Source organism: Prosthecobacter dejongeii (assembly GCF_014203045.1).
GTDB lineage: Bacteria > Verrucomicrobiota > Verrucomicrobiia > Verrucomicrobiales > Verrucomicrobiaceae > Prosthecobacter > Prosthecobacter dejongeii.
In genome coordinates this window covers 153,322-173,201 of the sequence record NZ_JACHIF010000008.1, presented here as the reverse complement: position 1 = coordinate 173,201, position 19,880 = coordinate 153,322, and the positions used below count along the sequence as shown (strand labels likewise).

Sequence of the window (19,880 nt, the reverse complement as noted above, 5' to 3'; positions counted from 1 at the left end):
GCCACCTCAAGGGGATTAACGACCCTGGAATGCGATGATCAGGGCGTAAATAGCGACAGCTTCTGCCAGCGCCATGCCGATGATTGCCAGAGTCTGGATGCTGCCAGCAGCACCTGGGTTACGGCCGACAGCTTCCACTGCCTTGCCACCGATCAGACCGATGCCGATTGCAGCACCAGCACCAGCGAGACCCAGTGTCAAGGAACCGGAGATACCAGCAGCGGCAGCAGGAGCAGCGGCGGCAGCTTCAGCTGCCAGGGTCATAACTTCCATCATCATAGTGTATTAGTCTTTCTGTATTTGGTTGTTCTGGCCGCCGCCCACACTCAGAGGCATGGTCCCGACGGTCAAAGGCTTCAGTGGTGATCGTGCCCATGCTCTTCACCATGATGCTCATCATGCGTAGTGGAGAGCTGGATATAAACAGCGCAAAGGAGGGTGAAGACACTGGCCTGAAGCAAGCCCACGAGCAACTCCATGAAATAGAAGGGAATGGGAGCAATCGTAGCAATGATGAACTGCCCAACACTACCCAACTTGAACATCTCGCCTAGAGTCATCATGGTGTGGAGAAGAGTTTCCCCCGCATAGATGTTACCGAAAAGACGCAAGGAAAGCGAACCCGGACGGAACATGATGGAAACGATTTCGATAGCTCCAACCAGCAAGAATACCAGCGCGATAAAGATGCCCATCAAGCCTTTTGCCCCACCTTTTGGACCGAAGGTATGCTTAATAAAGCCCCAAACACCAAGCTCACGAATGGTCAGGTAGAACCAAATCAACATGAAGCAGAGCGCCATGCCAAGAGTCATGTTGAGATCCGCCGTCGCTGGTCGAAGCAGAGGCGCGCTAACATGATCCAAGCTCAGCATTCCGTGACCGTGACCCCAACCAATCGTGCCCACGCCCGGCAGCAGGCCGAAATAGTTAGCCACCAAAATGAAGATGAACAAGGTCGCCAAGAGAGGGAAGGCACGAGGAGCCTGCTTAGGCCCTACAATAGCCTCCACCTGATTGTAAACAGCCTCGATGATGGACTCGAAGAAATTCTGCCAAGGATGAGGAATGAGCGTCATCCTGGATGTCGCCTTGTTGGCCACCCAAATGATGATTCCAACAACCAAAGCAGCAACGAAACAGGAGTTTGTCACGAAAGCCCAAAAGCTTTCCTTATCTCCGCCACCAAGCAAAGACACGGCCCTACGGCTCACTTCAGCGAGCAGGATGGCGGATGAGGAAAAGGGAAAACTTACGTCCATAGCAAATAGCGGGCCGAGTCGGCAGAGTGTGTTTTAGCAGCGGGAAGAAGAGAGGCAAGACTTATTTGTGAAAAATTTCACAAAGTCATCCGTACCCTGATTTTACAGGCATCCGACGACTTTTCATCTTTCCGAATTAAATCCAAAAACAGGCCTCACCAAGCCGTCCAACCGCCATCCACGGGCAGATCAATTCCAGTGATGAAACTGGCTGCGTCACTCAGCAAAAAGTTTACGGCTCCGGCGATTTCTACGGGAGCACCAACTCTGCCCAAAGGAACCTTTTGCGACAGTCTCGCGATAAATTCGGGCTGCGTTGCCTGAATTCCTGGATTGGGAAAGGGACCGGGAGAAATGGAATTGCAGCGAACGCCACGACTGCCGTAATGCACTGCCAAATAGCGCGCCATTTGGCGTATTCCAGCTTTATTAACACCATACTCGATCGGATTAGTATTCAATGGTGACTCATAGATGCGTGGATCTGGAGCCACCCCTCCATACATGCTGGAAAATAGCACCACACTCCCCTGCCCCGCAGCAGCCATCAGTTCCGCCACAGCTCGAGTGAGAATGAAGGTGCTAGTCAGATTTCCATGATTCACCTGATCAAAATCAGCGGTCGTGAGTTCAGATAGCCTCTTGGGTGTGGCCGCGTAGGTTAGGTTGACCAACCCATGCGGCACTCCATGGCTGATTTGATGTTTACGAACGAATGGCTCCAGAGCCTCAGTATCGTGAGCATCCAAATCCACAGGGCTAATATCCCCAGCAAAATCAGCTTTCTCTAAAAAAGCGGAACTACGCCCTGGCAGATCCGCACATAAAACACTGGCCCCCATTTCAGCGAGCAGTAAAACGGTGGACTGGCCTAACCAACCTGCTCCACCGACGACCCAGATACGCTGACCCGTGAGATCGAAAGGTGAAGCGTTGCGATTCATGAGTTAAAAACGCGTGTCTTTCCCCCCAACTTGCGCACTTACATCGCTCTTCGAAGAGCTATTCCCACCAGCTTGGCTGCACGGCTTTGCGGTCTAGGGCCTTCAACCTTTGAATGTCTGGCTCTTTTCCCCATGCGATACCTTCGGTTTCAGGGATTCCTAAAGCTTTGCCATGGAAATGATTCGCCTCCCACCGGATACCCGCAAGGTCACAACGAGCCTCGACGACTTGGGTTTCTGCCCCATGAATTTTATTGCCGATGATGACGCATTCTATGGGTGGTAAGGAGGGCTTTCCGGGTACCTTGTCCCCCTCAAGCGCAATGAGAATCGGGTGCTTACAATTTACCAAGGTATTGTTTTCCACACGAGCACGCTTAACTTGGAAATAGCCATTTGCGGGTGAATTCGGCAGCCCCATCATCAAAGTGATGCCGCAGCGAGTTTCATCGCCTGTGAGGCTTTCTAAATAATTTTCCCTCACGATGTGATCTTCCCCAATGATCCGGATGCCCCCGGTGCCTTTGGCACCGTGGCCAAAAAAACCATTCTTCTCGACGATACAGCCATTGCCATGGCGCAACGTCAGGGTGCCACTGACTTCGACGAAGCTGTTTCCCTGATACAGATTCCCACATGATTTATTGGAGATGCATTCTGCCTCGCCATCACATCTGACGAAGAGATTTTGCCGCACAATGCAGGAGGCTGTCTCCATGGAGGTTTTACTATCTCCCACACGAATGGTTTCCCCGCCGTTTTTGCCAAGTTTCTCACGCGGACCAAAGTAGTTGTTCTCAATGATGTGGTGGCCTGTGTTTTCTCCCCCCAACCAGACAACAAGTGTCGTTCCCTTGGTGACTTTCCCCTCCACTAGACAACGATCCACGAGATTATGACTGCCGTACAGTCCGATCCAGCGCGATTCCTTGTCCGTTTTATTTGCTGCTTCTGGCGACATGGTGATGGCACAATTGGTTAATCGGCAGTGCGTGGCTACATGCTTGGAATCCACCCTAAACTCAATGCTATCGCCAATGGAAGAATCAGGATCTTTAAACCAAAGACCTTCTGCGATTAAATACTCTCCAGCCATCCTCAGAGCAGAGGCTCCCGTGAAAATCGTTTTTCCTGGAATCGCAGCACATAAGGTAATGGGCGCCTGGGCAGTGCCCTTTCCCTGAAATTTCACCACCGCATCTTTCCACACTCCTTCTCGAAGCACGATCCTATCCCCTGGCGAGGCTATTTTTGCAGCGGATTCCAGACTAACTACATCTTCGACAGGAAAATCTTTGGCGTGGAGCAACAAAGACGGTAGCAGAAAAAAAGCAGTCAGGTAGCGCATAGGATGAGGGTGCCACAAGCACGAAGCATAGACGTCACCGCCTGTAGCTTCTTGCAATGCCCAAAAGACAAAAAGCGGAATTCCCGATCAGGAATTCCGCCTATGAAAGGGAGGTCGAGACCTCACTCAGACAAATTAAGCTGGATCTTTTTTAGAGGTCGGCTGTTCAAATTCAGGACGAGGGGACGCTTTTTCACCTTCTTGAGAAGGTGGACGGCGGAATCCCCCTTCGCCACCGTCAGAACCGCGACGGGGGCCACCCTCACTTCCAGGCCCGCGCCCGCCATCCCCACCCGGACCACGCTGACCACCAGGCCCGCCTGGTCCTCTCATCATGTTACGCATGCGCTCCATGCCTGCCTTCATTTCTTCTTTAGTTAATTTACCATCCGTATTCTCATCCACCCGGCTGAAACGAGACTCGATCTCCTGCTGGGAAAATTCCAAGTATTCCGCTTTATCCACGGTGCCGTCCGAGTTTTTGTCCATGCGACCAAACACTTCATCAATCATAATGGCACCCCCAGGACCTCCAGGGCCACCTTCCGGGCGGCGGCCACCTTCCGGTCCGCCCGCAGGACGGTCGCCCTCTGGTCTTGGGCCGCCCTCTGGCCGGTCTCCTGGTGGACGGCGTGAGCCGCCTTCGCCAGCAGGGCGATTGCGCATGCCTTCACGCATTTTTTCTGCGATGGTAGCGATCTCATTTTGGTCCACATAACCATCGCTATTAGCATCCATTTTGGCAAAGCGCTCATCACCACCTCCACGCGACAGGGCACCGAATTCTTCTTTACTGATCTTGCCATCGCCGCTGGTGTCTGCGCGCTTTAGAAACTCGCCCAATCGGTTGCCAGAGCCACCCTCACCACCGGGAGGCGGACCTTTGCGTTCCCCCTCCTGTGCGATGGCCAAGGTTGCGCTTAAGGAGAGCAAACCAAGAAGACAATAGACGGACTTGTGCGGTTTCATAGTTGGGTAGGCTGAGTGTTTTTTCAACGACAGCTATTCCAACCCACCGCTTGAAGTTCAGTTGCGCATGTATTGAAAAAAGCGTGATTTTACACGACGGTGCTTTTGACAGTGCCCTGCTGTAAACGCGTGACGAGCGTTTCACCAGCGGCGACTTCCCGCGCATCGCGGATGACATTCCCATGGGCATCGGTGGTGTAGGAAAATCCACGTGAGAGAATGGATTCCGGCCCCAAATGCTTGATCAATTGAGCGCGTGAACTAACTTGGTCGGTTAGGCGTTCTAGCCGATGCATCATGCTTTGCTGCACCTGTCGGGCTTGGTGCTCTAGGCGATGAGCAGCCTCCATGAGCATGATGCGGGGATGATGCTCCGCAATGATTTGCTGACGCTCTTGGACTTCATCTACCAGCGTCCGAAGTTGCTCTCGAGAGGCTTCCTTCAGGTGAGCCTCCATTTCATCCACGGCTTGCTCAGCCGTTTGCAATTGATAAGCCGGAGCTGTTTTCAGCGCACTACGCGCCATAAAATCCAGCGTCTGTTCGTGCCGATCCAGGAAGGTGGTGACCTGCCCGCTGAGGCGTCGAGAGAGCGAATCGAAATGACGTTTGATCTCCGTCACATCCGGGGCCAGAAGCTCCGCCGCAGCGCTGGGAGTGGGAGCACGCAGATCAGCCACAAAATCGGCAATGGTAAAATCTATTTCATGACCCACGGCAGAGATGACCGGAATGGCTGAGGCGAAAATGGCGCGCGCTAGGGCCTCTTCATTATAGGCCCACAGATCTTCAATGCTGCCGCCACCACGTCCGATGACGATGGTGTCTGGGATCGGTAGGCCGTATGCCGTTGCATCATTGAGCATTTCCAAAGCACGAATCGTTTCATGCTCGACCCCCTGCCCTTGGACGCGCACAGGAAACACCAAAATGTGAATCCAGGGTGCACGGCGGGTAAGGATGTTCAGCATGTCTTGAATGGCCGCTCCAGTGGGGGAAGTGACCAAGGCAACCACACGTGGATATTTGGGAACGGACTGTTTGTTATCCGCATCGAAAAGCCCTTCTTCGTAGAGCTTGCGCTTAAGCGCCTCAAACCGCGCCTGCAGACTGCCCTGCCCTTTCATCTGCACTTGCTTCACCACCATTTGGTATTGCCCCCGCGGCTCATACACGGAGATTTCCCCATGCACCTGAACGAGGGCTCCATCCGACAAGCGGACAGAACTCCGAGCTCCACGAAACATCACACAAGAAAGCTGTGAGCCTGCATCTTTCAGGGTAAAATACTGATGTCCACTGCCTTGCAGCCGATGATTGCTGATCTCCCCCTCTACCCAGACGGTACCAATGTGCCCCTGCAATACCTCTCGAATCTCGCGGGTGAGTTCACTAACGGATAAAACGTTTTCAGCAGACATGGCACCCCCTTTGTAGCGATGGTGCCCCATGCCGCCAGCATTAAGTGATCACCAAAAGGGGCCCAGAAAGAAATTCGACAAGGAGGCGGCGGTGGACACCCAGCAGCGCCCTACCTCTGCGATGCCGAGGCCGGGTGAAGGAGATGCGGCGATGAAGAGGGCAACCAGCAGCAGCACATTCACCAGGAAGATCAGCAGCATGGAAAAAAACTCGCCATTCCGCTCCAAATCACTTTGCTCGATGAAGACAGTTTTCCAAGTAAACGTGGCGTGGAAACACCATGTCAGCCCTAACATGGCGTAAAAAAACCAGACAGGTTTAAAATTCAAGGCCACAGCCCCCGCTCCCACATGATGCATGGCATGGAGATTCCAAAACATCCCCACCACACCGAAGGCGAGTAACACGATGAGGGAATAAAAAGGCAGCAAGTAAGGAGCCAGGGTGATCCAGGTATTGGACTTATTGGTTTCTACGTAACCGCCCGTCGCAGAAAAATCCCAATCTAGGATCTTTCCTCCGAAAGCCCGCGCCACTAACAAGTGACTTACTTCATGGCCAAAAACATAGCTGCGGACCGGACGCCACCCCGAAGCATAAGTGACCGCCCAGGCAAGCCCCCCGACTAAGAAAAAGATGACCTCCTCTGTGCGCCAGAATTCCAGCCGAATCACCGCCCGCCACAACATCTCCCCAAGAGTCACTGCGGTGATGAGAGCCAGTGGGAAAAGCAGAACAACACCCAGCATCCGCTTCATGCTCTTCACTCGTTTCAATTTTTGCTGACGAGGATTCCTGCTCAGGTTGGTGAGTTGGGCACGATCCGTGCGCCTCAGCGCGCGTTCTTTAGTGCTGGCACGGAAAGTGTTCTGAGGCATAGGAATTCCCAGTTATTTAACAAATGCTGACATTTTAACAATCAGAGATGTTTATATGTGTAGAACTTTGTGGTATAACTTTCATGCTCCCGAGTAAAAACCGTTTAAATTCTAGTTTTTTTAAACAATAGCCAAAGCTGACTTGTCGAGACAGCCCTAATGGGTGATACTTTCTTAATCTTGAGAAATCCTTTTTTCCTGTCATGAGTTCGGATGTGCTTCAGTTCCAGTGCAGTGCGTGTCAAAACGTCCTCACCGTGCCATCCCACATGGCTGGGGTCACGGGGCCCTGCCCCATTTGCGGCCAAACAGTTACGTCTCCGAGCGCAGTCCCTCCGGCGATCCCTGTCTCTCTTTTCACGACTCCGGCCCCTGTACAGCCATCTTACCGCCCCCCTCAGGAGCCTGAGTTGGCCGCTCCTCCGAGTCTGAATTCTGCTGCGGGCCAGGGCCTGGTGATGCCCATGCCCAATTCGATTGCGCAGCATTTGACTCCCTTAGGCGCTGGCAGTGCTTCTATTCCTGGAGGGGGGCTCTTACCTCAAGCGCCTTTAGGATTTCCATCATCCCCCCATGGCAACGGCTTTCCGGGTGCTCCTCAACAGCTTGGTGAGTTTAATCCGCCGCCTCAAAATTCTGGCTTCCCTGCGCCATCTACGATTCCTGGCTTTTTAAATGGGCCGCCCGCTAGCCCTCAGGAGCAGTCTCCTCCCCCCTGGCAGCAGCCAGGTTTAGGGCAGACTTTGCTAGGAGGTATTCCTTCTGCTTCCAGCATGCCAGGTTCTACGGGATTTGGAGGCGGAGGTCTTCCACCGAAAAGGAATGAGGGGCAGTCGCCGCTCACTGCTTCGCTTCCAACACCGATGGCAGCCTGGGGAGGCCTGCCGCCTGCTCAGCAACCGCAGGAGCTCAATCAACCTGTCACTGCCGGTGGCAGTCCTACATTTCCCGCACCAAAGGCTACTGGCTCAGGGGCCCCCTCTCACAGCAACCTCATTCCAGGTTCTCCTACCCTCCCGACTCTAGGATCCATGGGAATGGGTGATTCCTCCCCCCAAAGTTCTCTTTTATCCCGAGAAGTGCCTGCTACGGCGCCGGCCCCAGCGGCTATTCCTGAACCACGGCGAGACTTTGCCACGCCGCCAGCTCGCCCTGCTAGAGCCATCAAAAAGCCGAGCCGCAGTTCAAATGTTTTCATGTTTGCGCTGGCGGTGCTTTTTTTAGTGGGTTTCCTTGCCGCTGCGGGCTGGATGTTTCGCGAGCCGATCATGGAATTGGTTCACCGTTACATGCCGCCGAAAGATGAAGTGCCGGAGACTCCAGTCGTGGTCATGCCGGTGGGTAAACCTGAATCTAGCGAGTCCTCCAAAGCAACGGTGACAGAAGTACCACCCGTGGAAATCCCCGTGGAGCCTGCGCCAAAGCCAGCTTTTGATCCGGGTGAAACCGCGCCGCCAAAGGCCATGGCTCCCTCCCCCGCAGAAATGGCGGCTCTGAATCCAAGTCCGCCGATGTCTCCTGGGGAATCACCAGTTCTCACAGAAGTACCTTCTAAAGCATTAACACCGTCGTTGCAGAACGATGCGGCTCCGAGCAGCCCCCAAAGTATTTTGGCCCCGAGCACGGCGGAAGTCCAAATGAAGGTCTCCGAAGAGGCCAAGCCTGCGGCTGAGGCTTTGCTGAAATTCCTCAACGCCAAGGACATGAAAGAACGCATGCGTTACACGCTCGCAGCATCTTCCATGAAACCTTTGATGGAGATGTATTACAAAGCCCAGCCTGATGGGCCGATCCGTGTGGATACCATCGGTCTCATTCGACTGGACCCTAAACCCCAGATGGGCAGCGGTGCCCATGCGTTATTTGGCGTCGAGAGCCGCACCTGGGAGTTCCCGGTGCCTGTCATGCTGGAGGAAACCAAAGATGGCTTCCAAGTGGATTGGCTCTCCTTTGTCGAGTTTAAGGACCGATTGCTGGAAAAGTTTTTTGAAGGGTATCAAGAAGGCGCTGCCCGCTTTCATGTGGGCATCACCCGTGTCCATGACTTTGAATACAAGGTGCCAAATTCAGAGAACAAGGATGCTTTCCGCATCAGTCCATCCCCGCCGAATCCTTATCTGAACACTGTGTTTGTGGAAAAGGATTCTCAGATTGGTCGCGAGCTCAAAGATCGCATCCCGTGGGGAGCTCATGTCTGGGCGATCGTGGAACTGGAATGGGTGAAACTTGGTTCCCAGCAGTGGGTCCAACTCGTCGGGGTGCCGCAGCTGAATTGGTATTCCGTGCCAGCGGAATCGAAAGGAAAGTCCGGCAAAAACGCAACCGACCTGCCTAACGAAGTCCAGCGTGCAGTGCCTGTCGGTCGTTGAATCCATTGTTAGCTAGAAAACCTGTGCACCGCATACTTCACAGTCAGGGCGGTGAGGTAACTTCAGGTGCCGAAATGACATGCGGCTGAGATCCATGCACAGCATTTCTCCTGCTAAAGGCTGGCCGATACCTGTGATCAGTTTGATCACCTCCATGGCCCCGAGACAGGCCACGGTTCCGGATACAGCGCCAAAGACAGGAAACTGCCTGGTCCAGGATGCGGGTACTTCAGGGACATAGCAGGCTAGGCAACCGGTGGTGCCAGGAATGAAGGTCGTCAACGTGGCCTCCAGAGTATGCATGGCGCATTCCACCATGGGTTTTCTAGCACGCACGGCAGCCGAATTCAGAGCCAACCGTTCCTGAAAGAGTGGGGCAGCATCCACCACCACATCTGCATGAGCGACGAGAGCATCCCCATTGGCCTCACTCACATTTTCAGGCACACCGACAATTTCACAATCTGGATTCAAATCCTTCAATCTCGAGACAACGCTGTTTATTCGCGGCTTACCCAGGTGATCCCGAGTCTGCAAGAGTTGACGATTTAAGTCTGCCAGCTTGAGTTTACCGCCATGGGCTAAGATGAGACGTCCCACACCTGCGGCTGCCAATTCGAGTGCGACGAGACCGCCAAGTCCCCCAACGCGTGAAATCAGGACGGTTGCACCTTTGAGCTTTCGCTGTCCTTCTTCGCCGATACCGGGTACCCACATCTGCCATTGGTAGAGTGCTCGATCAGTTTCCGTGAGGTGAGGGAGGTCTGGCATAAAAAATCGGGGGCGTAAACGCGGCGGCGGGCAGAAGCTTGCCATCATTCAGTTCTGTTGTCCGGTTTTTGCTGGCCCTGTGGGATGCAGTCTCTACACTTGCGTAGATTTCCCATTTTTCCCGACCATGACCCAGTACGCCCTTGGCATTGACTACGGCACTAACTCTTGCCGTTCCCTTCTGATTGATCTCGAAAATGGGGCAGAGATTGGCTCCAGTGTTTTTAATTACCCTTCAGGCGAAATGGGTGTGCTTTTAGACCCCAAAAATCCCCACGTAGCGCGGCAGAACCCGCAGGATTATTTGGATGGCTTAGTGGCCGTAACAAGAGGTGCGCTGGAGCAAGCGGTGGTCAAAATCCCAGGATTTGATCCTGCACAAGTGATTGGTATCGGCATTGATACGACGGGTAGCACGCCCATTCCCGTGAACCAGGAGGGAACACCGCTCGGTCTCCTGCCAGACTTTCAAAACAATCTCAACGCCATGGTGTGGCTCTGGAAAGATCACACCGGGTATGCCGAGGCGGCAGAGATCACTCAACTAGCTCATGAGATGCGACCGCACATCATCGCCAAATGTGGGGGCATTTACTCCAGCGAATGGTTTTGGAGCAAGATCCTGCGCCTCAGCCGGATAGATCCCGAGGTCTTTGCGGCGGCTTACAGCTTTGTCGAGCACTGTGACTGGCTGCCGGCTGAACTTTCTGGCGATACCAACCCACTGACTCTCAAGCGCAGTGTCTGTGCGGCTGGTCACAAAGCCATGTTCAGCAATGAATGGGGAGGCCTTCCAGATAAAGAATTTCTCAGTCACCTTTCCCCTGCTCTGGCAGAGCTACGTGACCGCCTGTACCATGAAGCTCACACTTCGGACGTGAAAGCCGGAAGCCTTTGTGCCAAATGGGCGACAAAGCTAGGCCTAACCGAAGGTATCGCCATTTCTGTAGGGGCATTCGATGCGCACATGGGCGCTGTAGGTGCGGGGGTCAAGGAAGGCACCTTGGTCAAAATTTTGGGGACTAGCACCTGTGATCTTATGATCACCCCCACCAGCCAACCCTTGGCCGATATTCCGGGTGTATGCGGCATTGTCAATGGATCTGTCCTGCCGGGATATTACGGCATCGAGGCGGGTCAAAGCGCCGTTGGCGATCTCTTTCTCTGGCTGGTGAAAAACCTTGTTCCAGAAAGCTACGGCAGCACTATCGGTGATAAATTCAATGCCATGGAAAAAGCCATGGCAGGTAAGAAACCCGGTGCCACGGGCTTGCTCGCCCTGGACTGGAACAATGGCAACCGCACCGTGCTGGTGGATGTGCGGTTGACGGGCCTGCTGTTAGGTCAGACGCTGCACACGGAGGCCCATGAAATCTACCGCGCCTACATCGAGGCGACAGCTTTCGGTGCGCTGACGATCATCAAGCGGGTCGAGGATTACGGAGTGGAAGTGCGTGAAATCGTCAACACAGGCGGCCTTTCCATCAAAAATGCCACGCTCATGCAGTGCTATGCCGACATCATCGGTAAGCCAATGAAGGTCAGTCAAAGCGAGCAAACCTGTGCTCTTGGGGCTGCGATCTTTGGCGCGGCAGCCGCCGAGGTGGATAGCATAGGAAATCTGCAAACCAAAGTCACCGCCACGCGTGAAAAAGTCTATTACCCGATTCCTGAAAACCAGGCGATTTATGCAGAGTTATATTCGCTCTACCGGGATTTACACGACTCTTTTGGCACCACCCGTTGGAGCGGAAATCTAGCCCATGTGATGAAAAAGCTGCTGGAAATACGTGCCCGCCAGAGCTGAGATCATCTCTGTGCATCTTTTGCGAAAGACAGTTTTTTTTCTGACGGGGGGGCTACCCCCTGTACACGGGGTTTGACAGTCCCTCGCAAACGTTGACAATCCCCAGTGATGGAGGAACTGCCAGACATCCCTGAAGAAGCGAAAAAAGACAAAGGCCTGTGGGAGAAAACCCGCAAGAGCCTGATCGAACGTCTGAACAACTGGGAGGACCAGAGAACCTGGAATGAATTTTACCAGACTTACTGGAGGCTCATTTACAGCGTGGCGACCAAAGCAGGACTTACTCGCGAAGAAGCCTTCGATGTCATTCAGGAAACCATCATCGCAATTGCACGCCAAGTGCAGAAAGGTCAGTATGATCCCCGCGCCGGTTCCTTCAAAGCTTGGTTGCTACAGATGACCCGCTGGCGCGTGCTGGATGTCTTCCGCGCCCGCAAACGCCAACCCTCCCTGGCCGACCAAGGCAACTCCGAAAGCGAGGAGACAAGCAATCTAGCCCTGGATCGGCTCTCCAATGAGAAGGACAATCTGCTGGAAAATATTTGGGATAAAGAATGGCGGGACAACATCACGGCAGCGGCTCTAGAGCGTGTGAAAGCCAAGGTATCTCCGCGTCAATTCCAAATCTTTGACTGCTATGTCATGAAAGGCTGGGGAGTTAAGAAAACCAGCGAGGCGCTAGGCATCAATGCAGCCCAAGTTTACTTGGCCAAACATCGTGTCGGAGCCTTGGTAAAAAAAGAGGTACAGGCCCTGGAAAATACCATGCTTTAATGGTTGGCACCCGTGTCTGGTGCGTTTGCTGCGTATAGTTTGGGAACCATTTTCCCCTTCATCGCCATGCCACCTCCACCACCGGATCGCCCTGTCATTGACGAAATCTTGCGGCCTTCAGGCAAAGCTGGCGCTGGAAGCAATCTGGGGAAAGAATCTGAAGTCGCCCGTTTTTTAGCCAAATGGTTGGATAACTGGCTACGCATTCCTGGCACCAATTTTAAGGTGGGGCTGGATCCGATCCTCGCTCTTTTTCCGGGGGTGGGAAGTGCCCTGGCCTCAGGAGGCGGGCTTTTGATCCTGGTGGAATCCATCCGTGCAGGCATCAGCTTTCCCGTGCTGCTGAGAATGGGCGGGAACATGCTGCTGAATACTTTGTTTGATTTCCTTCCGGTGGGCGGGCCTGTTGTTAGTGCCTTTTTTAAGTCGAACGTCAGGAATCTGCGCTTGCTTCAAGCTTGGCAGGCAGGGCAGCAGCAGACGGTGAAACGAAGCACGACACGTATGTTCGTTTTCCTGGGAGTCCTGGTGGTCTTTCTGATCGCACTCCTCGTTGGACTCTTCACTTTTTACGTGTGGCTTTTGCAAGCCACGGGTTTGGTGAAGTGAGGTGGAGCCACTCAGTCATACCGAAGTTGGGCTGATACAGTGGCTGGAGTGTCGCACACACAACGCAACCAGTAGGCCCCATAAGAGTCCGGAAAGGTATGCTCGGTGTTACTACCGGGCTTGACCTCAAATTCCTGGTAAGTAACCCACAGACCTGTGCCTGAGATATCAGCTTCCACACGAATTTTCACGGGTTTATCACTGCTCAGGGAGAGATGCTTGTGATCATATCCGGTGAAGAGGTAAGGATCACTGGGGATGTTTGCTTGCACGGCGGTGTCTTTCCAAGGACCTCCGAAACCCCGAGGTTTTCCGAACTGCCAAAGGTCATCCACGGCACCTACCCACAAAGCGGTCTTGCCATCCGTCGAGCGGACAACGTGCTCGCCTTGAGCCTCGTTTTTCACGCCGCTCATCACCATCAATCCTCGATAGCTGGCATAATCTTTGATGCGGCGATTGTGTGTGGTCACGGGCCTGATCTTGGCAAACCCGCCTGCATTTTCAGCCGGTAGCTCAAAGAAAGTACCGCCAGCGTTGAAGAGATCCCTCTCCGTGCATACCTCACGGCAAACCCGCTCTGCACCTAAGCTCCCAGGCTGATCAAATGCAGCATCTCCGCGTGGTAGGCGCCAGCGACCTTTGTCATCCACGTAAAGAATGGAGGCAGCATCATGATTCAAAACATCTTCAGGAATGGCCGCATTTTTGGAAGTCCATTTTAGGCCCTCGGGGTCTTCCTTGGCGACGAGATCAAAGGCATGACCTAAATCATAAACGGTGGGAACTTGACCGACTGACTGAGAGATGAAACGCAGGTTTTTAAATGCGGCTCCGCGGGCGTGAAGAACCCCACCTGAAATGTCATGATCGCCCGGCTGAGCCAAGCCTTCAAACACGGGGGATGCTGCAACCTCACGAGTATCCTCCTGCCGATAGTGAAAGACCGCACTAAAACGATCCACCGCGTGGGAGACTTGCAGTCTGATCCAAACTCCAGACTCGCTGGCTGGAAAATCAATCCACTGGCTGCCGTTTGCCGCAAGTTTGACACGCTGTTTTTCCCGCCAGACTCCGTCTCCTCTCTCATCCACTTGGAGAATCACCTCAACCGCGCTATCGCTACTGGAAACGAGGTGCAGCGAACGATGCTGGTAACCTGAAAACAGATAAGGTTCACTCACCTCTCCTGCCTTGACGGGATCTTGCATCCAGACGGCACCGCGACCGATGACAGGCCCTAACTGATCAAGCTGAGTTGGGTCAATGAACCAAAGATTCGACTGAGATTTTCCAGGGCCTGCCAGTTCACCTTTGGCCTTGCGGACGTTGAGAAACTCTTTGTTAGCTGAATCATCACACCCCAGCACCAATTTCTCTCCCCAACGGGCAAAATCGCCAATGACCTTGAGGTAATTGCTACGAGGGGAGATACCTGCCGTGTTCCCAGGTGCAAATTCACGAGGGAATGCCCAGAAGGCCCCATGCATGGTCATCAAGAGAGATTTTTCGCCAATGTCCCGGATGCGTGGCCACTCAGTATTCCATCCGTGTGCGCCGTCATAACTGTGACTGGATTTGGGAAGACGATAGGCCTGCCACTGAGGTTCAGGAGCGTCTGCCACTTTGGCCAGACACATGAGAATGAGAGAGCGATGATCCCAGCCCACGCTCCAGATAGGATCCGTCTCGGGCCGCTCATTGCCGCTGATGCCCCCAGGACCCGTGACTTCCGTGAATTGATTGCGGCGCACCAGTTGCCAATCACTACCGGGCCTGGTCCACTGGCCTAAAGCACCACTTGGCGTTGCAGGGTCTGTGATGACCCGCTTGTCACGATCACCATTATTGGCATATACGACGCGGCCATGACCGCTGTAGAGACCTTTACCATGGTAACCAGGGAGTTGAGAGACCAGACTCACAGGCGCGATCTCTTTTGAAAAACCGGGCTTTGGTTTATTCCCGTCCTGAATGAGGCCCGTTACCTCTAGGGTCTTTACGTCCACTTCATAAAGACCTTCCTCCATGGTCGCATAGTAAACCTTGTCTGCGGGTTGATTAAGATGGCGGGCATTGCCTGTCAGACGCCCAGGCATCTTACTGGGTGGGATCACGCGGACCTGACGCTGGGCATTAATCACGTAAGGGCCAATTAGGAGCTGCTGAGACTCGCGATGGATGAGACGATTTGCAGGCGTGCCCCCCACGCTTTCCGGACGGATGATTTGCTGCAATTCTGGTGTGATTTCATAGAGTTTGTCACTAGAGCCAAAGGGCAAGTGAGGACCATAGGTGATGACCCAAAGCCGATCTGCCCAAGGCACCACGGCCCCAGTTCCGCATTCCCCTTCCTCATTGAACATGGCCAGGTGTGGATAGATACCACTGATCTGGCGTGGCTCTTGCCCTGATAAGAGGCTGAGCGCGGAGACAAAGCAAAGGCTGGTGAGGAGAACTCGCATGACTAGACTTTTGGCATGATTGTTAACCTCGTGACAAGACAGGAAGCTTACACAGCGATGAAATCCCTTACAGCTTTGCACGACGGTGCTCTGCTTCTGCTAACACTCTACGGTTGCAGAGATTATCACCTGCGCTCCGTTTCTTAACCATGCCTCACTCGCCCCTTTTACCAGCCGCCTTATGGCAGGGCATCACCTGCGAATGGCTCTGGGTGTATCACGGCATCGCCCCTCGTGTGCTAATGTGGTCGCAGGAGATCACCGTGCCTGCAGGTCTCTTTTTTGTGGAAAGTGGCGGGGTGAAAATTCGGGTGGGCAAGATCGAAACCGAGGTGCCGGAGGGCTATGCCTTTTTTTCAGCTCCCGGCCTTCGCCAACAGTGGTTTCAGCCCAAGACCCGACTGCTTTCGGTGGGGTTTCGTAGCCTGTGGCCTGAGGGGTTACCCGTGTATCTCACGGGACTAAACTCTGCGCTGCCGACCGAAGAGATCAAGGACCTTCACCTCGCAACGCGTCGCCTTTTCAGAGAGATTCATGGCCAGCAGAAGCGGGTCTCCTATGCGAAAGCAACGGAGGTTGCAGACCGTGAACTGAAGGACTGGGCCATGCAGGAGGCAGCTTTTCGTACATGGTTCGCCCATTATGTGAGAACATTGGATCAACAGGGTATCAAGCCGATGAATCGGCCCGGAGCTGGAGATCGAAGGCTGCAACATCTACATCGTTGGTTGCAAGCGGCTCCCCTGAATCGACCCTTGGATCTTGAAGAAGCGGCGCAGCGAGTGAATTTGACGTCTCGTCGCGTGCATGAATTGCTCAAGCAGGAACTCGGGATGACAGCCCAGCGTTATCAAGAAAGACGACGGCTAGAACTTGCCCGCCAAAGGTTGACCCATGAAGACACAGCACTGAAAGAGATCGCTTTTGCCCTGGGCTTTCGGCATCCGCCCCATTTTACGGCTTGGTTTCGAAGACACGCGGGGATGACTCCTACGGCTTTCCGTGAAGGGCTGGGCTTGGAAGGGGCGTAAATAAAGAAGCTTGTGCTTCCATGGGCTTTTCAAACGTTTCCTCTTTGCAGCCACCCTGCCACCTTCTACCTTTGTGTTAGCCTCATGTCTTTGATCACCCTTACCCACCTTTCGAAGTCTTACCGCGAACCCGGTAGCGGCAATGTGGTGCCCGTGCTGCGCGATGTATCCTTGAACATTCAGGCCGGCGAATCGGTGGCCATTGTGGGCCCTTCAGGCTGCGGTAAAAGCACGCTCCTGAACATCCTAGGCACACTGGATATCCCCGATCAGGGAGAATACACTCTGGATGGGCACCCTCTTTCTGGATGCAGCCCGGCGCAGTTGGCCACACTACGCAGTGAAAAAATAGGCTTCATTTTTCAACTGCATCATCTCATGCCGCAGTGCAGTGTCCTGGAAAATGTGCTTCTTCCTACGCTTGCACTCAAAACCAAGCCGGATGCTGCCACCCTAAAAAAAAGAGCAGAAGGTCTCCTCCGTTCAGTCGGTCTTCAAGATCGCCTGAGCTGGAAACCAGCCCAACTATCAGGCGGCGAGCGTCAGCGCGTGGCGGTGGTCCGGGCACTCATCAATGAGCCGAAGCTGATCCTCGCAGATGAGCCTACGGGTGCGCTGGACGAAAAGAATGCCGAGTCTCTCACCAGTCTTCTTTTGGAGCTTCAGAGGACCACTGGAACAACTTTGGTGATGGTGACGCACCATCCCGCCCAAGCCGCGCGCATGGGACGCACCCTGTACCTCCACGAAGGCAGCCTTCGATAAGGCAGGGGTATTCAAAAAAGAAGCCACCCATTCTAGGGTGGCTCCGGCTCAAAATTAGCGCGGGATCTTCAGTGTTTTTCCCGCACGTATCATGTCAGACTTCAGACCGTTGGCGGCTTTGATCTTCGCCACGGTGGTATTGTTTTTGCGAGCGATCGCCCCCAGATTATCACCCGCCTTGATGGTGTAAGAGGAGCTGCCACCTTTGGATTTGGTGCTGGCAGTCTTCTTTTTGGACGACACCTTCATCACTGGAGAAGGCTGTTTGCGAGAAACACTTCCACCATGAGAGGACTGCCATCGAGCCACATCATCATCTGAAGCCGCGCGCTCCCCCTCCGCTGCCCAAGCCGTCACATAGTTTCCATTGGGATCAAAGGGATAATCCTTTTTCTCCATGGAGTGCGGCGGAGTCTGCGGAGAACCATTCAAATTAATCACAGGCAGCTTGCGTGGCAATCCACGTGGCTGTGAAGAGCCGCAAGAGGCCATAAGTAGAGGCAAGACCAGAGCCCCTAGGAAAGAAGTAACACGGAGAAAGGACATCGTGGCAAAGATTGGACGCAATGGAGCTCCCCCGCAACTGGGAGCAAGCGCGAGTTTACTGACCGGGTGCGTGGAAACGACGCACCAGTTCCTTCACCCGAGGCACATTCTGCTTATCTCGCTCCATGATGACGACGCGCTCATGGTAAGCACGAGCCCCTGGCTTAGCGAGGGCATACACCCACCGGGAATCGTTTTCCAGCCGTTCAGAGGGCTGCTTTCCCATGATCTGATAAACCTGCCGACCATCCATGCCAGGCTGCAACCGATTGAAATTCACCTCATTGTAATCCATGGCGTAGCGTGTGCCAGAAACCAGGAAGTACTTGGTCGCATTCATCGCATCCGTGGTGTTGTAACCCATGCTGGAGGCATAATAGAAATAAATCGCCACAGGGATGGCAATGAGAAACAGAGGAGTGAAGAGATACCAGTTTTTCTTGAGCATGAGAGCGTGGGGGAAAGGCGGCGATGCTGTCGCAAAGGTAATCGTTCAGCAAGATAAAAGCGTGAACTCTCTCAAGGCTTCGGGAAAAGGTGCTCACCACGTTTAGCGGCCTGATGGGCCTCCTTCGTGTCTTGCGGAATGCCTGGATCTCCCTGTTCCAGAAGCCAGCGGTCTAGCTCACCCGCAAGGCGTGTGCGGATAGCTCTGTGCGGAGGGTCATCAGCGAGGTTAATCCTCTCAAAGGGATCTGAAGCCGTGTGGTAAACCTCCTCAGCAGGGCGCAAGACGTAGCGTTTCACTAAGGCGTAAATCGCCGGATTATCTGAAGCAAAATTGACCCAGGTAGGCCAATAGGCATTGTTTAAAGCACCATTGCCCTGAATCCCCATAATGTGCTTTTCAACATAAAGATCGTTAGGCGTCAAATTGCGAATGTAGCGATACTCACCATCCGTTACCGTGCGAATCGGATAAGCTGGACCTTCGGGGATATTGTTATGCAAGCCATAGGCGAAAGCGCGGTGATCTTTTTTTTCGCCACGAAGAACGGCCGCAAAGCTCTGACCATCAAAAGCGTTCTCGCTCCCCTTCCCTCCTGCCAGATCTACCAAGGTGGGAGCCACATCGGCATACTGCACCAGGGCATCCGTGCGCTGGCCAGGCAGAATTTGCCCAGGCCAACGGGCGATCAGAGCAGTATGCAGACCGGTATCCCAATTCGTCCACTTGTTGCCCGGGAACTGGGAGCCTTGTTCGGACGAGAACAGAACCAGGGTGTTTTGTTCCTGGCCGGACTCTTTGAGCAGCGAGAGTATCTCCCCGACTTGCCCATCCATGTAGGTGATCTCAGCGAGGTAACGACTGAAGTCATCACGAGTCTTGGGTGTATCCGCAATGTTAGGCGGAAGTTGGATCTTCTTGGGAGGATACTTTGTGGCATCTCCCATGACCCAAGGGACATGCGGGTCCACCAACGCAATGACGAGACAAAAGGGCTCATCCTGTTTGCGTCCCATAAATTCACGGGCACCTGCAAGATCATGCGCCTGGGTGGGATTCCGGACACAACTGGGGTCGAACCCTGGAACGGATTCAAAAGGAAAGGATGCTTCAGGCAGCACATGTGACTTACCTGCCAAACCGATGCGGTACCCTAGAGGTGCTAGGTGGTGAGGCAGACTGCGAGTCCCGGGACGACTGGCACTGTGATTCCAAGCGCAGCCATTTCGCATGGGATACTGGCCGGTGTATAGCTCTGCTCGGCAAGGCTGACAAATAGCCTCACTCACATAGGCGCGATTAAAGGTGAGTCCTTGAGACGCCAACGAATCAATGTTCGGTGTCTTGGCGTTCACACCGCCATACACGGGCAGATCATTGTAGGTGCAATCATCCGCCAGAATGAGGAGGATATTGGGCTTCGCCTGCGCTGAAACCGTGGATACGATTAACAGCCATAATAAAAAACCAAT

18 protein-coding genes are annotated in these 19,880 nt (G+C 53.8%); 6 read left to right on the top strand and 12 right to left on the bottom strand.

Features of this window, described 5'->3' with window-relative positions:
* Nucleotides 1-15: 15 nt before the first annotated feature.
* The 7 genes from atpE to HNQ64_RS17785 form a co-directional block, all read right to left on the bottom strand.
* Complete coding sequence (gene atpE, locus HNQ64_RS17815; protein ID WP_221305491.1) at nucleotides 16-264, bottom strand: ATP synthase F0 subunit C; 249 nt, start codon at nucleotides 262-264, stop codon at nucleotides 16-18.
* Nucleotides 265-356: 92 nt separating this feature from the next.
* The gene (atpB, locus tag HNQ64_RS17810) at nucleotides 357-1,262 is read right to left on the bottom strand and encodes a F0F1 ATP synthase subunit A (RefSeq protein WP_184211163.1); all 906 of its coding nucleotides are present in this window, start codon (nucleotides 1,260-1,262) and stop codon (nucleotides 357-359) included.
* 155 nt (nucleotides 1,263-1,417) lie between these two features.
* Entirely contained in the window at nucleotides 1,418-2,206 is a 789-nt protein-coding gene (locus HNQ64_RS17805) for an SDR family oxidoreductase (RefSeq protein WP_184211161.1), read from the bottom strand.
* A gap of 58 nt (nucleotides 2,207-2,264) precedes the next feature.
* Nucleotides 2,265-3,554 (bottom strand): polysaccharide lyase 6 family protein, encoded by a 1,290-nt coding sequence (locus HNQ64_RS17800; protein WP_184211159.1) that lies wholly within the window; start codon nucleotides 3,552-3,554, stop codon nucleotides 2,265-2,267.
* A 135-nt stretch (nucleotides 3,555-3,689) separates the two neighbouring features.
* Nucleotides 3,690-4,523: an EF-hand domain-containing protein gene (locus tag HNQ64_RS17795; protein WP_184211157.1), complete on the bottom strand. Its 834-nt coding sequence runs from the start codon at nucleotides 4,521-4,523 to the stop codon at nucleotides 3,690-3,692.
* 89 nt (nucleotides 4,524-4,612) lie between these two features.
* Nucleotides 4,613-5,944 (bottom strand): exodeoxyribonuclease VII large subunit, encoded by a 1,332-nt coding sequence (xseA, locus tag HNQ64_RS17790; RefSeq protein WP_184211155.1) that lies wholly within the window; start codon nucleotides 5,942-5,944, stop codon nucleotides 4,613-4,615.
* Between the two features lie 48 nt (nucleotides 5,945-5,992).
* A complete protein-coding gene (locus HNQ64_RS17785) occupies nucleotides 5,993-6,823 on the bottom strand; it encodes a hypothetical protein (protein ID WP_184211153.1) in 831 nt (276 codons plus the stop codon).
* 1,079 nt (nucleotides 6,824-7,902) lie between these two features.
* Here HNQ64_RS17785 and HNQ64_RS17780 point away from each other — a divergent pair.
* Nucleotides 7,903-9,192, top strand: a complete 1,290-nt coding sequence (locus tag HNQ64_RS17780) for a hypothetical protein (protein WP_184211151.1) — start codon at nucleotides 7,903-7,905, stop codon at nucleotides 9,190-9,192.
* A gap of 12 nt (nucleotides 9,193-9,204) precedes the next feature.
* Here HNQ64_RS17780 and HNQ64_RS17775 read toward each other — a convergent pair whose 3' ends face one another.
* Nucleotides 9,205-9,963, bottom strand: a complete 759-nt coding sequence (locus tag HNQ64_RS17775) for a HesA/MoeB/ThiF family protein (RefSeq protein ID WP_184211149.1) — start codon at nucleotides 9,961-9,963, stop codon at nucleotides 9,205-9,207.
* A 127-nt stretch (nucleotides 9,964-10,090) separates the two neighbouring features.
* Between HNQ64_RS17775 and HNQ64_RS17770 the strand changes: the two genes are divergently transcribed.
* The 3 genes from HNQ64_RS17770 (at nucleotide 10,091) to HNQ64_RS17760 (ending at nucleotide 13,153) form a co-directional block, all read left to right on the top strand.
* Nucleotides 10,091-11,770: a ribulokinase gene (locus HNQ64_RS17770; protein WP_184211147.1), complete on the top strand. Its 1,680-nt coding sequence runs from the start codon at nucleotides 10,091-10,093 to the stop codon at nucleotides 11,768-11,770.
* A gap of 108 nt (nucleotides 11,771-11,878) precedes the next feature.
* Nucleotides 11,879-12,544 (top strand): RNA polymerase sigma factor, encoded by a 666-nt coding sequence (locus HNQ64_RS17765; RefSeq protein ID WP_184211145.1) that lies wholly within the window; start codon nucleotides 11,879-11,881, stop codon nucleotides 12,542-12,544.
* Between the two features lie 39 nt (nucleotides 12,545-12,583).
* The gene (locus HNQ64_RS17760; RefSeq protein ID WP_221305490.1) at nucleotides 12,584-13,153 is read left to right on the top strand and encodes a DUF4112 domain-containing protein; all 570 of its coding nucleotides are present in this window, start codon (nucleotides 12,584-12,586) and stop codon (nucleotides 13,151-13,153) included.
* An 11-nt stretch (nucleotides 13,154-13,164) separates the two neighbouring features.
* Here the strand turns inward: HNQ64_RS17760 and HNQ64_RS17755 are convergent, their stop codons facing one another.
* Nucleotides 13,165-15,618 (bottom strand): hypothetical protein, encoded by a 2,454-nt coding sequence (locus tag HNQ64_RS17755; RefSeq protein ID WP_184211141.1) that lies wholly within the window; start codon nucleotides 15,616-15,618, stop codon nucleotides 13,165-13,167.
* Between the two features lie 149 nt (nucleotides 15,619-15,767).
* Here HNQ64_RS17755 and HNQ64_RS17750 point away from each other — a divergent pair, with 149 nt between their 5' ends.
* Together HNQ64_RS17750 and HNQ64_RS17745 are read left to right on the top strand one after the other, a co-directional pair.
* The gene (locus HNQ64_RS17750; protein WP_184211138.1) at nucleotides 15,768-16,649 is read left to right on the top strand and encodes an AraC family transcriptional regulator; all 882 of its coding nucleotides are present in this window, start codon (nucleotides 15,768-15,770) and stop codon (nucleotides 16,647-16,649) included.
* Nucleotides 16,650-16,733: 84 nt separating this feature from the next.
* Entirely contained in the window at nucleotides 16,734-17,414 is a 681-nt protein-coding gene (locus HNQ64_RS17745; RefSeq protein ID WP_184211136.1) for an ABC transporter ATP-binding protein, read from the top strand.
* A gap of 54 nt (nucleotides 17,415-17,468) precedes the next feature.
* Here the strand turns inward: HNQ64_RS17745 and HNQ64_RS17740 are convergent, their stop codons facing one another.
* From HNQ64_RS17740 to HNQ64_RS17730, 3 genes are all read right to left on the bottom strand, one after another.
* Nucleotides 17,469-17,813 carry a LysM peptidoglycan-binding domain-containing protein gene (locus tag HNQ64_RS17740; RefSeq protein WP_221305489.1) on the bottom strand — a complete coding sequence of 115 codons (345 nt, stop codon included), beginning with the start codon at nucleotides 17,811-17,813 and terminating at the stop codon, nucleotides 17,469-17,471.
* Between the two features lie 202 nt (nucleotides 17,814-18,015).
* On the bottom strand, nucleotides 18,016-18,408 hold the full coding sequence (bamE, locus tag HNQ64_RS17735) for an outer membrane protein assembly factor BamE domain-containing protein (RefSeq protein WP_184211132.1): 393 nt from the start codon (nucleotides 18,406-18,408) through the stop codon (nucleotides 18,016-18,018).
* Between the two features lie 71 nt (nucleotides 18,409-18,479).
* Complete coding sequence (locus HNQ64_RS17730) at nucleotides 18,480-19,880, bottom strand: sulfatase-like hydrolase/transferase (RefSeq protein WP_184211334.1); 1,401 nt, start codon at nucleotides 19,878-19,880, stop codon at nucleotides 18,480-18,482.

Coding starts and splice junctions, on each gene's coding strand:
- atpE (WP_221305491.1), bottom strand. CDS start 264: ATGACCCTGGCAGCTGAAGCTGCCGCCGCTGCTCCTGCTGCCGCTGCT.
- atpB (WP_184211163.1), bottom strand. CDS start 1,262: ATGGACGTAAGTTTTCCCTTTTCCTCATCCGCCATCCTGCTCGCTGAA.
- HNQ64_RS17805 (WP_184211161.1), bottom strand. CDS start 2,206: ATGAATCGCAACGCTTCACCTTTCGATCTCACGGGTCAGCGTATCTGG.
- HNQ64_RS17800 (WP_184211159.1), bottom strand. CDS start 3,554: ATGCGCTACCTGACTGCTTTTTTTCTGCTACCGTCTTTGTTGCTCCAC.
- HNQ64_RS17795 (WP_184211157.1), bottom strand. CDS start 4,523: ATGAAACCGCACAAGTCCGTCTATTGTCTTCTTGGTTTGCTCTCCTTA.
- xseA (WP_184211155.1), bottom strand. CDS start 5,944: ATGTCTGCTGAAAACGTTTTATCCGTTAGTGAACTCACCCGCGAGATT.
- HNQ64_RS17785 (WP_184211153.1), bottom strand. CDS start 6,823: ATGCCTCAGAACACTTTCCGTGCCAGCACTAAAGAACGCGCGCTGAGG.
- HNQ64_RS17775 (WP_184211149.1), bottom strand. CDS start 9,963: ATGCCAGACCTCCCTCACCTCACGGAAACTGATCGAGCACTCTACCAA.
- HNQ64_RS17770 (WP_184211147.1), top strand. CDS start 10,091: ATGACCCAGTACGCCCTTGGCATTGACTACGGCACTAACTCTTGCCGT.
- HNQ64_RS17765 (WP_184211145.1), top strand. CDS start 11,879: ATGGAGGAACTGCCAGACATCCCTGAAGAAGCGAAAAAAGACAAAGGC.
- HNQ64_RS17755 (WP_184211141.1), bottom strand. CDS start 15,618: ATGCGAGTTCTCCTCACCAGCCTTTGCTTTGTCTCCGCGCTCAGCCTC.
- HNQ64_RS17750 (WP_184211138.1), top strand. CDS start 15,768: ATGCCTCACTCGCCCCTTTTACCAGCCGCCTTATGGCAGGGCATCACC.
- HNQ64_RS17745 (WP_184211136.1), top strand. CDS start 16,734: ATGTCTTTGATCACCCTTACCCACCTTTCGAAGTCTTACCGCGAACCC.
- HNQ64_RS17740 (WP_221305489.1), bottom strand. CDS start 17,813: ATGGAGAAAAAGGATTATCCCTTTGATCCCAATGGAAACTATGTGACG.
- bamE (WP_184211132.1), bottom strand. CDS start 18,408: ATGCTCAAGAAAAACTGGTATCTCTTCACTCCTCTGTTTCTCATTGCC.